The sequence below is a fragment of the Sphingomonas sp. Leaf10 genome (assembly GCF_001421245.1).
Classification (GTDB): domain Bacteria; phylum Pseudomonadota; class Alphaproteobacteria; order Sphingomonadales; family Sphingomonadaceae; genus Sphingomonas.
Genome location: NZ_LMKE01000034.1, coordinates 30,590 through 41,363, shown reverse-complemented (window position 1 = coordinate 41,363; position 10,774 = coordinate 30,590). Strand labels below are relative to the sequence as shown.

12 protein-coding genes are annotated in these 10,774 nt (G+C 66.2%); 4 read left to right on the top strand and 8 right to left on the bottom strand.

The window, feature by feature from the left end; all coding sequences use genetic code 11:
- Window positions 1–91: 91 nt before the first annotated feature.
- The 3 genes from ASE59_RS17980 to ASE59_RS17970 are packed head-to-tail and all read right to left on the bottom strand — an operon-like array spanning window position 92 to window position 3,803.
- The gene (locus tag ASE59_RS17980) at window positions 92–2,311 is read right to left on the bottom strand and encodes a xanthine dehydrogenase family protein molybdopterin-binding subunit (protein ID WP_056459671.1); all 2,220 of its coding nucleotides are present in this window, start codon (window positions 2,309–2,311) and stop codon (window positions 92–94) included.
- The gene (locus tag ASE59_RS17975) at window positions 2,308–3,285 is read right to left on the bottom strand and encodes an FAD binding domain-containing protein (RefSeq protein WP_056459669.1); all 978 of its coding nucleotides are present in this window, start codon (window positions 3,283–3,285) and stop codon (window positions 2,308–2,310) included. Before ASE59_RS17975 ends, ASE59_RS17980 begins: the two co-directional genes overlap by 4 nt.
- The gene (locus ASE59_RS17970) at window positions 3,282–3,803 is read right to left on the bottom strand and encodes a 2Fe-2S iron-sulfur cluster-binding protein (RefSeq protein ID WP_082458568.1); all 522 of its coding nucleotides are present in this window, start codon (window positions 3,801–3,803) and stop codon (window positions 3,282–3,284) included. Before ASE59_RS17970 ends, ASE59_RS17975 begins: the two co-directional genes overlap by 4 nt.
- A gap of 115 nt (window positions 3,804–3,918) precedes the next feature.
- Here ASE59_RS17970 and ASE59_RS17965 point away from each other — a divergent pair, with 115 nt between their 5' ends.
- Both ASE59_RS17965 and ASE59_RS17960 read left to right on the top strand, forming a co-directional pair.
- Window positions 3,919–4,902, top strand: a complete 984-nt coding sequence (locus ASE59_RS17965; RefSeq protein WP_235515837.1) for a glycerophosphodiester phosphodiesterase — start codon at window positions 3,919–3,921, stop codon at window positions 4,900–4,902.
- A gap of 28 nt (window positions 4,903–4,930) precedes the next feature.
- Complete coding sequence (locus tag ASE59_RS17960; RefSeq protein ID WP_414899196.1) at window positions 4,931–5,158, top strand: hypothetical protein; 228 nt, start codon at window positions 4,931–4,933, stop codon at window positions 5,156–5,158.
- Between the two features lie 125 nt (window positions 5,159–5,283).
- Here the strand turns inward: ASE59_RS17960 and ASE59_RS17955 are convergent, their stop codons facing one another.
- A complete protein-coding gene (locus tag ASE59_RS17955; RefSeq protein ID WP_156360174.1) occupies window positions 5,284–6,030 on the bottom strand; it encodes an esterase/lipase family protein in 747 nt (248 codons plus the stop codon).
- The gene (locus tag ASE59_RS17950) at window positions 5,991–6,647 is read right to left on the bottom strand and encodes a TIGR02117 family protein (RefSeq protein ID WP_056459658.1); all 657 of its coding nucleotides are present in this window, start codon (window positions 6,645–6,647) and stop codon (window positions 5,991–5,993) included. The genes ASE59_RS17955 and ASE59_RS17950 overlap by 40 nt, the downstream gene beginning before the upstream one ends.
- Window positions 6,648–6,671: 24 nt before the next feature.
- Between ASE59_RS17950 and phhA the strand changes: the two genes are divergently transcribed.
- Window positions 6,672–7,538, top strand: a complete 867-nt coding sequence (phhA, locus tag ASE59_RS17945) for a phenylalanine 4-monooxygenase (protein ID WP_056459654.1) — start codon at window positions 6,672–6,674, stop codon at window positions 7,536–7,538.
- A gap of 87 nt (window positions 7,539–7,625) precedes the next feature.
- Here phhA and ASE59_RS17940 read toward each other — a convergent pair whose 3' ends face one another.
- The 3 genes from ASE59_RS17940 to aroA all read right to left on the bottom strand — a co-directional run bounded on the left by ASE59_RS17940 (window position 7,626) and on the right by aroA (window position 10,594).
- The gene (locus ASE59_RS17940; protein ID WP_082458566.1) at window positions 7,626–8,114 is read right to left on the bottom strand and encodes a GAF domain-containing protein; all 489 of its coding nucleotides are present in this window, start codon (window positions 8,112–8,114) and stop codon (window positions 7,626–7,628) included.
- Window positions 8,115–8,642: 528 nt separating this feature from the next.
- Window positions 8,643–9,266 carry a (d)CMP kinase gene (locus ASE59_RS17930; protein WP_056459647.1) on the bottom strand — a complete coding sequence of 208 codons (624 nt, stop codon included), beginning with the start codon at window positions 9,264–9,266 and terminating at the stop codon, window positions 8,643–8,645.
- On the bottom strand, window positions 9,263–10,594 hold the full coding sequence (gene aroA / locus ASE59_RS17925) for a 3-phosphoshikimate 1-carboxyvinyltransferase (RefSeq protein ID WP_056459644.1): 1,332 nt from the start codon (window positions 10,592–10,594) through the stop codon (window positions 9,263–9,265). Before aroA ends, ASE59_RS17930 begins: the two co-directional genes overlap by 4 nt.
- 98 nt (window positions 10,595–10,692) lie before the next feature.
- Here aroA and ASE59_RS20830 point away from each other — a divergent pair.
- On the top strand, window positions 10,693–10,774 hold an 82-nt coding region (locus tag ASE59_RS20830), incomplete at its 3' end, for an FYDLN acid domain-containing protein (protein WP_235515851.1).

Here is a 10,774-nt window from a genome sequence, read left to right as displayed (position 1 = left end):
GGGCGGCGCAACGCAACCGTGCCGTATGCGACCGCCCCCCCTCCACCACCGCCTTCGGCGGCGGTCCCCCTCCCCGTGCCGGGGAGGAGCTTTAGACGGCCGGTAAGCCCTCCAGCAGCTTGTCGAGCGTTGCCGGGTAATCGCGCACCCGCACCCCGGTGGCGTTATAGATCGCGTTGGTCACCGCCGCGCCCGCGCCACCGATGCCCAGTTCGCCGATCCCCTTGGCATGCAGCGGATTGGCGTGGGGATCGCGATCGTCGAGGAATACGATGTCCATGTGCGGAATGTCGGCATGGACTGGCACATGATATTCGGCGAGGTCGTGATTAACGATCCGCCCGTCGCGATCGTCATGCACCGCTTCCTCGGTCAGCGCGGTGCCGATGCCGAACACGATGCCGCCGATGCACTGCGACCGCGCCGTTTGCTGGTTGAGGATGCGTCCGGCTTCGAAGGTTGAATGCCAGCGCGTCACGCGGACCTCGCCGGTGACGGCATGGACCTTTACCTCGCAGAAATGCGCGCCATAGCTCGCCTGCGTCGTTTCCTTTTCCTGTTTGCCCGGCTCGATCGATCCTTTCGCGGTGATGCCGTCCCCGACCAGTTCGCCCAGGGCGACGCGGCGGTTGCCGGCGATGGCGTGGCCGTCCTTCAGCGTCAGGTCGTCGGCCTCGACGTCCATCGCCTTGGCCAACTTCTCGCGCAACGCCTGCGCCGCCAGATAGACCGACGATCCGCTGCTGCCCGCGCCCCACGAACCGCCCGATCCGGCACCCGGCGGTGACTTCGTATCGCCCAGATGCACCGAAACCCGATCGACCGGCAGGCCGAGCATCTCGCCCGCAATCTGGGCGAGAATGGTATAGGTGCCGGTGCCGATATCGGTCATGTCGGTTTCGACCAGCGCGCGCCCGTCGGGACCGATCGACACCTGCGCTTCGCTCGGTTGCAGCATGTTGGTGCGCGTGGTCGCCGCCATGCCCTGCCCGATCAGCCAGTCGCCCTCGCGCTTGGCCCCGGGCGTCCGGTTGCGTTGCTCCCAGCCAAATGCCTTTGCCCCGGCGTCGAGGCAGCGGGTCAGCGACCGCGTCGAATAGGGAATGTCCTTCTGCGGGTCCTTGGCCGGATCGTTGACGCGGCGCAGTTCGATCGGATCGATACCGATCTTCTCAGCCAACTCGTCCATCGCATTTTCCTGCGCGAGCAGGCCGACCGCCTCGCCCGGCGCCCGCATCGACCCTGACAAGGTGCGGTTCAGTTCGACCAGATCATGCTTGATGATCCGGTTTTCCCCGCCATACAGGAACTGCGTCGCCTGCCCGGCCGGCTCGAAATAGCCTTCGCCCGGCAGGTTCGAGCACAGCGTCTCATGACCGATACCGGTCAGCCTGCCATCGGCATTGGCGGCAAGGCGGAAGCGTTGCTGCGTGTTCGACCGGCGTACGGTCGCATCGAACACCTGTTGCCGCGTCATCACCGTCTTGACCGGCCGCCCGACCGCCTTCGCCGCGATCGCGGTCGCGACGGTATCGGGCGAGATGCCGAGCTTCGAGCCGAAACCGCCACCGATATAGCGCGCGACGATCCGCACCTTCGACTGGCGTTCGCCGAGCGACTTGGCGAGCTGCTGCTTGTCCGATGACGGCATCTGCAGCGAACCGTAGAGGGTCAGCCCATCGTCATCCCATAGTGCGATCGACGCATGCGGCTCCATCGCCGCCGAATTCTGCGACGGGGTCCGCCACACATCGTCGACCGTGAAGGCGGCGTCGGCCATCGCCTGTTCGAGGTCGCCTTGGCTGTGGTAGGGCGGCATCGAACCGGGCGGCGGCTTGATCGCATCGTCGACATGATCGTCGAAGGTGAACACGCCTTCGGCCGGTTCGTACCGTACCGCGACCAGCTGCGCCGCGTCGCGCGCGATCTCATAGCTTTCGGCGACGACGATCGCGACCGGCTCACCGAAATAGGCGACGTCCTTGACCCCTTGCGTCGGCGCTTCGGTCTCGCCGCCCTGCTGGGCGTTGCGGATGAAGGTCTTCAGGTCGACGACGACGTCGATCACGCCCGGCAGCGCCTTGGCCCCCTCGGCATCGATCGACGTGATCCTGCCGGCGGGAAAGGTCGCGCGGACCAGAAAGCCGTAGGCGAGGTTCGGAAAGTCGTACTCGGCCGAATAGGTCGCCTGTCCGGCGACCTTCAGCGGGCCGTCGATCCGCTCGATCCCCTTGCCGATGATCCCCTGTACGCTCGAATCGAGCAGGCTTTGCTCAACGGGCTTGTCCATGCGCAATGCGTTGGTGGTCATGCGGTCAACTCCCGCAGCGTCGCGATCAGCGTGCGCCGGGTCAGAGGAATCTTGAAATCGTTGCTGCCAAAGCCCTTGGCATCGCGCAGCAACAGGTCGGCAGCCTCGCCGAACAGCGTGTCGGTCGGTGCCTGTCCGATCAGCAGGTTCTCGACTGCGGTGTCGCGCCACGGCATGGGCCCAAGTCCACCGAACGCCAGTCGGGCCGAGGCGATCTTGCCGTCCTCTACCGAAACGATGCCGGCGACCGACACCAGTGCGAACGCATAGGAGGCGCGGTCGCGGACCTTGCGATAGGTCTGCCTGCCCGCCGGCGCCGGCGGCAGTTCGACATGGGTGATGAGTTCACCCGCGCGCAGCACATTCTCGACATCGGGCGTATCGCCGGGCAGGCGGTAGAAATCGCCGATCAGTATCCGCCGCCGCTCGCCATCGCTGCCCAGCGTCACGATCGTCGCGTCGAGCGCACGCATCGCCACCGCCATGTCGCTGGGGTGCGTCGCGATGCACTTCTCGCTGGTGCCGAGCACGGCGAGGATGCGGTTGAACCCCTCCTGCGCATCACAGCCCGACCCCGGCACCCGCTTGTTACAGCGCGCCGCCGTCTCATAGAAATAATAGCAGCGCGTCCGCTGGAGCAGGTTGCCGCCGGTCGACGCCTTGTTGCGCAACTGCCCCGATGCCCCGGCCAGCAGCGCGCGGCTGAGCACTTCGTAACGTTCGCGGATGATCGGATCGGCCGCCAGATCGGAATTGGGCACCAGCGCCCCGATCCGCACCCCGTCGCCATCGATCTCCTCGATATCGGTCAGCGGCAGGCGGCTGATATCGACCAGCCGCGCCGGCGTTTCGATCTGCAACTTCATCAGGTCGAGCAGGTTGGTCCCGCCGGCGATGAACCTAGTGTCGCGTTCGGCACCTTCGCGGACGGCGGCTTCGGCGCTGTCGGCCTTGGCATAATCGAACAGTTTCATTCCGCTGCCTCCGCTTGGCGCTGTTGCCCGGCGTCGGCGACTTCGCGGATCGCATCGACGATGTTGGGATAGGCCGAACAGCGGCATAGATTGCCGCTCATTCGTTCGCGGATTTCGTCGTCGGTGAAATCGGGATCGTCGAGCGTGGCGCTGACATGGCTCGGCCAGCCCTTCTCGACTTCGTCCAACATCCCCACCGCCGAACAGATCTGTCCCGGCGTGCAATATCCGCACTGGAACCCGTCATGCTTGACGAACGCCGCCTGGAGCGGGTGCAGCTTTTCGGGCGTGCCCAATCCCTCGATCGTCACGATCTCGTCATCCTGATGCATCACGGCGAGCGTGAGGCAGGAATTGATGCGGCGGCCGTTCACCAGCACGGTGCACGCCCCGCATTGGCCATGGTCGCAGCCCTTCTTGCTGCCGGTGAGCGAGAGATGTTCGCGCAGCAGGTCGAGCAGGGTGGTGCGGATGTCCACCTCTGCCTGATGCGGCTGGCCGTTGATGGTGAAATGCATGGGTCGGCGCTCCGTTGGTCATTGCGGCTAACGTTCGCGATCGAAACCGTTTCCTCTTGCGAAGGGATCGCAGATGTTGGGAATGATGTTGGCAGCGATGGTGGGAGCAGACGCGATGACCGAAGAACGACCGCTGGACGCGATCCCGATCGTGATCGCGCATCGCGGCGCCAGCGGATCGCGCCCCGAACACACGCTCGCCGCCTACGAACTGGCGATCGAACAGGGCGCCGACTTCATCGAACCCGATCTGGTGCTGACCAAGGACGGTGTGTTCGTCGCCCGGCACGAAAACGAGATTTCGGGCACGACCGACGTCGCCGCCCATCGCGAATTCGCCGACCGCCGCACGACCAAGACGATCGATGGCGCGCAGATAAGCGGCTGGTTTACCGAGGACTTCACCCTCGCCGAACTGCGCACACTCCGCGCCAAGGAACGCCTGCCGCAACTGCGCCCCGACAACACCCGCTATGACGGGCAACAACCGATCCCGACGCTGGCCGAGGTGATCGCGCTCGCCAAGCGCGCCACCGCACAGACGGGGCGGACGATCGGCATCTATCCCGAAACCAAGCACCCGAGCTATTTCGCCTCGATCGGGCACCCGATGGAGGCGCGCCTTGTCGCCGAACTGCGCGCCGCCGGATGGGACAGTGCTACGGCACCCGTGTTCATCCAATCGTTCGAGGTGAATAATCTCAAGGCGCTGAAAGAAATGACCAGCATCCGGCTGATCCAGTTGATGGATGCGGAAGGTGGCCCCGTCGACCGCGCGGTCGACAGCTATGCGACGATGGCGATCCCGGCGGGGCTGAAGGCGGTCGCGACCTATGCCTTCGGGATCGGCCCGAACAAGTCGCTGGTCGGCGCTGCCAAGCCGCTGGTTCATGACGCGCATGTCGCGGGCTTGCGCGTCCATCCATGGACCTATCGCGCCGAAAACGCCTTCCTGCCCGAAGCCTATCGCGCCCCCGGCGGACCCGAGGCGCATGGCCGGGTCGGGCAGGAGATTGCCGATGCGCTCGCCGCCGGCGTCGATGGTTTCTTCACCGATTTCCCGCTAATCGGGGCGCAGAACCGCGACAAACCATATTGAAGGACGGGACATGCGTGTTGGGTGGGTGATGCTGGCGCTGGCGCCGCTGACCGGGGGCTGTGTCAGCACCGTCTGGAACGTCGCGACCGCGCCGGTCCGCGCCGGCGCGCAGGTGATCGACTGGACGACGACCAGCCAGTCGGAGGCCGACCGCAATTACGGCCGGAAGATGCGCAAGAAGGAAGCCCGCGAAGGCCGCGAGATGCGCAAGGAAGAGGCGCGGCGTCGTCGGGAACGCGACCGCGACGACGATTGAATTGCTGCAGCTCCCCTCCCTGGCAAGGGAGGGGCTGGGGGTGGGTAGGCCCGCGAGGGAAGGTGAGCGCGCCACAACCGGCCAACCCACCCCCGACCCCTCCCTTCCAGGGAGGGGAGAAACCCTCACCGATTCCCCGCCAGCGCCTCCGCCACCGCGCGCAACACGACCAGCCGGGTCTGCACGCCATAATGGCTGCTCACCACTTCGATCGCGCGGCATCCCGGTTCGTCCGGCACATGACAGCCCATGCCGTTGACCAGCCCGTCGCTCGCGCTCCAGATCGCGGTGGCGGGGACGGGCAGGGGGCAACGCACCTCCTCCGCCAGCGCCAGCACGGCGGGATCGTCGACCGATTCACCGCTGATCCATTCGTACAGCCGCCAGACATGGGTCGATCGCGCCGGCCCGGCATAGGGGCTAGCGACCGTCACGACCTGTTCGACCAGATCGGGCCGGCGATGCGCCGCGAACCGCGCCATGATTCCGCCGAGGCTGACCCCGACCAGCGCCACCGGCCGCCCGCTCGCCTGCGCGACGGCATCGATCCGCGCGAACAGGTCGGCGCCGTCCGCCCCGATGCTGCGCTGCCCGAAATTTCGACCCAGTTCCCAGCCAAGCGCATCATGGTCCAGCGCGCGCAGATAGCGGCGCAGGATGGTGTTCGACCGGTCGCTGTTGAACAATCCGGGCAGCACCATCACCGGCTCGCCGTCCGCGCGCGGTGCTCCCGCCAGCGCCCGCCGCCATCCGAACGGCACCCCCGCCAGCGCGATCGCGGCGCGCGGCGCCTCGATCACGAAGCGTCCGATCGGCGGCGGGGCGAGCGGGGTCACAGCCACGACGTAACCGTCACCGGAAACGGCGTCCATGCCCCCATCGGCACCCCCGCCGCCCGCAGCACCGCGCCGGTCCATGCGTTGCAGGTATGCACCGCGCTATACCGCCCGCGCGCGACATAGAAGGCGTCGGACGGACCATAGCCATGCACCGACTGCCCCGCCGCAAAGCTCGCGCGGATCGCGGTGACGAGCCGCCGATACTGATCGGGCGACAGCGTGACCGGGTAGACGCCGGCCTCGCCCTTCGGTTCGGGCAGGTGGCCGACATGCATCACCACTGCCTCGCTGCCGGTCGCGGCGGCAAGGATCGTCGCCGGTTTCACATCGGCCCAGCGCGGCGTACCCAGATAGAAGGCGCGCTCACCCCAGCCGATCGACAGCCAGCCATGGGCCGCATAGCGCGGATCGGCCAGATCATCGGCACGTACCAGATCGTCGAACGACTGGCCGGTGGCGTGTTTGGGCAGCACGATGCCGGTATGGATGCCATTATCCTCGACATAGATGCGGATGCCCCGTTCGGGCAGCACCTCGCCCGATCCAGCGGGAATCGCCCCGCCGATCAGCCCTGTAAGGAAATAGCCGAGCACGAGCAGCAGGATGCCACCCAGCAAACCCGACAGTCGAAGGGACCATTTCCGTAGCATCGTTTCCCATGCTACTATTTGTCCATGGCAAGCGATACCCATGTGCTCGACCGCCCGCCCGAGGGCGCCAATGCCGACTGGACGATCCCGCAGGGCTGGGACGCCTATAGCGCCGAGGACCATGCGACGTGGGACACGCTGTACGCGCGGCAGATGAAGCTGCTGCCCGGCCGCGCGTCGGATGCGTTCCTGCGCGGACTGGACGCGCTCAAACTGTCCGAATCCGGTATCCCCGATTTCGAGGAACTGTCGGACCGGCTGGAGGCGCTGACCGGCTGGCGAGTCGTCGCGGTGCCGGGGCTGGTCCCCGACGACGTGTTCTTCACCCATATGGCCAATCGCCGCTTCGTCGCGGGCAATTTCATCCGCCGCCCCGACCAGCTCGATTACCTGCAGGAACCCGACGTCTTTCACGACGTGTTCGGCCATGTGCCGATGCTCGCCGATCCGGTGTTCGCCGACTATCTCGCGGCCTATGGTCGCGGGGGGCTGCGCGCGCTGGAACTGGGGTCGCTCAAGCAACTGGCGCGGCTCTATTGGTACACGGTCGAATTCGGGCTGGTGCAGGAGGGCGACGACCTTCGCATCTATGGCGCGGGCATCGTGTCGAGCGCGTCGGAAACCCGCTTCTCGCTCGACGATCCCAGCCCCAACCGGATCATGCTCGATCTGGCACGGGTCATGCGCACCGATTACCGGATCGACGATTTCCAGCAGACCTATTTCGTCATCCCCAGCTTCGACGAACTGCTGCGCCTGACGGTCGAGACCGACTTCGCACCGGTCTACGAAGCGATTCGCGACCAGCGCGAGATAGCGGTCGACGAAATCCTGCCCGAGGATGTCGTCCTGACCGAAGGTACGCAGGACTATGCGAGGTCGAAAGCGTAAGCATCTCCGCAGGCTGAACGGGAAAACGCTAGGGGGCGCGTCGATTGCGGGCTGGCCGATCGCTACGGAACCCGCGTGGTGGAGGCTTCAGACCGCGCTGACCAATCGCTCCGCGCTTCGGGCGAGATGGCTCAAACCATATAGGTCGAGTTCGTCCGATCGCGGCTTCGTGTCGGCGACGCACAATGCGCCAAGCGCATATCCCGCACGGTTGACGAGCGGTATGCCGGCGTAGAAGCGGATATGCGGATTTTCCAGAACCGCCGGATTTCGCGCGAACCGAACATCCTGCAATGCGTCCAGGATGATCAGCGGTTCGCCCGGCCGCAGGATGGTGTGGGCACAGAACGCCTCGCTACGCGGGCCTTCTTCCTCGTCGATGCCGATGCGGGCGGCAAACCACTGCCGGGCCTGATCGATGATCGTAACCGCCGCGATCGGCGCACCGGCTAGCCGCGCCGCCTGTTCGACGATCGACTGTAGCCCGGGGTGTTTGGGGCGACGTACGATGCCGGTCTGATCGACGGCGGCCTGTCGCAACGCTTCGTTCCTCAGTCTGGGCAGATACACTCCCACAGGCTCCCCTCCTTTTGCCTCTAGTAAAAATAAGGCTAACTAAACCATTGGGTTAGGTAAAGGGCGGATGGAAAATTGATGCGCGGAACGAACCCGCCATCCTGTCGACCGTGACAAGCATGTCCTGACCGAACAAGAACAGCTCGTCCCCGACCGCCCCGCCGACCTTGCGATCCCCCTCGACCATAGGGAGCGTTTGTGCCCCCCGCGCCGTGACGGTGGCGTCGAGGTCGCGGTCCGATGGGATCAGCGCAGCGGGCCGAATCCTTTGGCACCGCAACCTCAAACGCGGCCTGCACAGCGTGTTTGAACGCAGTCAGGTCGGCCGGTCCGGCAAGAATCAGGGCGATGTGACGGCCGGTCATGACAGAACATGTATAGTATAAAATATGGGAAACTAGTTGATTTTCTGACGCCCGATCAGTCCGACGGTGCGCGCCAGAAATATCCGGGTTTTTCCGCAGGTTCGAAATCGCGTTCCGGAGTGGCACCGTCCAGACCGAAAGAGCCGATATCGAACGTCTTCGGCTATCCCTTGCGCTGCCCCTCGACGATGGCGATCGCGCGTTGCACCGAGGCTTCGATCGACAGGAAACTGGTGTCGAGCGGCGCGGCGTCGGCGGCCATGACCAGCGGCGCGGTGGAGCGCGACGAATCGCGTTCGTCGCGGGCGCGGATGTCGGCCAGCACACGGTCGTAGGTTACGCTCGATCCGGCCTTGGCAAGTTCGGCATGACGTCGCCGCGCGCGGATCGCCGGGGTGGCTTTCACGAACAGTTTCGCATCGGCATCGGGGGCGATGACGGTGCCGATATCGCGACCATCGAGCACGGCGCCGCCCGGTTGCCGCGCGAATTTGCGCTGACGACGCAACAGTGCCGAACGGACCAGCGGGTGGGCGGAGACGATCGAGGCGGTCTGGCCGGCCTCGTCGGTGCGCAGCCATGGATCGGAAAGTAACGTGTCGGGAAAGTCGCAGGCGGCGACGCAGTCGGCCTCGCGCGTCGGGTCCTGTCCCTCGCGCAGCACCAGCGTAGCGACCGCGCGATAGAGCAGGCCGGTGTCGAGATGCGGCAGGCCGAAATGCTTCGCCAGCGCGCGGGCGATGGTGCCTTTGCCCGACGCCGCCGGGCCGTCGACCGCGATGATCACAGCGCCGCGCCCAGCCCACGCAGCAGCGTGGTGAAGGTCGGGAAGCTGGTCGCGACCGGCGCCATGTCGTCGATGGTGACGGGTTCGCACGACACGAGGCCGGCGACGACGAAGCTCATGGCGATCCGGTGGTCGAGCCGCGCAGCGATGGTGCCGCCACCGGGCAGCGGGTCACCGCCGGTGCCGTCGATGATCAGGCCGTCCTCGGTCTCCTCGACGCGTGCGCCGATGGTGCGCAGCCCTTCGGCCATGGTCGTGATGCGGTCGCTTTCCTTGACGCGCAGTTCCTCGAGGCCACGGGTCACGGTGCGCCCCTTGGCGAGCGCGGCGGCGACGAACAGGATCGGGAATTCGTCGATCATCGACGGGGCGACCGCCGGATCGACCTCGATCCCGGTCAGCGTCGAGGCACGGACGACCAAATCGGCGACCGGCTCGCCACCGACGTCGCGACGGTTCTCGAAGGTAATGTCGCCGCCCATCGCACGCAGCACGTCGAACAACGCCGCGCGGGTCGGGTTCAGCCCGACATTGGTAATGGTGACATGGCTGCCCGGCACCAGCAGCGCGGCGACGACCGGGAAGGCGGCGGAGGAGGGGTCGCCGGGGACGGTGATCGTCTGCGGCTTGAGTTCCGACTCGCCGTGCAGTTCGATGACGCGACCGGCCGATGTTTGCTCCACGGTCAGCTTCGCGCCAAAGCCGGTCAGCATCCGCTCGCTATGGTCGCGGGTCGGCACCGGTTCGACGACGCGGGTAATGCCCGGCGTGTTCAGGCCGGCGAGCAGGATCGCCGACTTCACCTGTGCCGAGGCGACCGGCAGCGTATAGTCGATCGGTACCGCCGGCACGATCCCGCGCAGCATCAGCGGCAGGCGCCCGCCGGGGCTGGCGGTGATCTCCGCGCCCATCTGCGACAAAGGTTCGATGACGCGGCCCATCGGGCGCTTGCTCAAGGATGCATCGCCGGTGAAGGTCGCGGTGATCGCGTGGGACGATACCAGCCCCATCAGCAACCGGGTCGAGGTACCCGAATTGCCCATGTCGAGCGCGGTCGCGGGTTGCAGCAGCCCGCCGACGCCGACCCCGTCGATCGTCCAGATGCCGTCGTCACCGCGCACGATGGTCGCGCCCATCGCCCGCATCGCGGCGGCGGTGGCGAGCACGTCCTCTCCCTCCAGCAATCCGGTCACGCGGCTGGTGCCGACCGCCAGTGCGGACAGCATCAGCGAACGGTGGCTGATCGACTTGTCGCCGGGAACGGGGGCGGTGCCGGTCAGCGGACCGCTGGCAGCGACGGACAGGGGGGTGGGCTGGGCGTGGTGCATGACCGGCGGCTTTGACAGCGCGTGCCCGCTATGGCAAGGCGCGGCCCATCCGGGGCATGTGCCCTGTTCTTCCACGACACCGAAAGGTTTGGCTACACATGGTGAAGCCGGAATGGGGTACGAAGCGTACCTGTCCGAAATGCGCGACGCGCTTCTACGATCTGGGCAATGAAGACCCGG

Bases quoted from the DNA above. Each gene is read 5' to 3' on its own strand.
- ASE59_RS17980 (WP_056459671.1), bottom strand. From the start codon at position 2,311: ATGACCACCAACGCATTGCGCATGGACAAGCCCGTTGAGCAAAGCCTG.
- ASE59_RS17975 (WP_056459669.1), bottom strand. From the start codon at position 3,285: ATGAAACTGTTCGATTATGCCAAGGCCGACAGCGCCGAAGCCGCCGTC.
- ASE59_RS17970 (WP_082458568.1), bottom strand. From the start codon at position 3,803: ATGCATTTCACCATCAACGGCCAGCCGCATCAGGCAGAGGTGGACATC.
- ASE59_RS17965 (WP_235515837.1), top strand. From the start codon at position 3,919: ATGACCGAAGAACGACCGCTGGACGCGATCCCGATCGTGATCGCGCAT.
- ASE59_RS17960 (WP_414899196.1), top strand. From the start codon at position 4,931: ATGCTGGCGCTGGCGCCGCTGACCGGGGGCTGTGTCAGCACCGTCTGG.
- ASE59_RS17955 (WP_156360174.1), bottom strand. From the start codon at position 6,030: ATGGACGCCGTTTCCGGTGACGGTTACGTCGTGGCTGTGACCCCGCTC.
- ASE59_RS17950 (WP_056459658.1), bottom strand. From the start codon at position 6,647: ATGCTACGGAAATGGTCCCTTCGACTGTCGGGTTTGCTGGGTGGCATC.
- phhA (WP_056459654.1), top strand. From the start codon at position 6,672: ATGGCAAGCGATACCCATGTGCTCGACCGCCCGCCCGAGGGCGCCAAT.
- aroA (WP_056459644.1), bottom strand. From the start codon at position 10,594: ATGCACCACGCCCAGCCCACCCCCCTGTCCGTCGCTGCCAGCGGTCCG.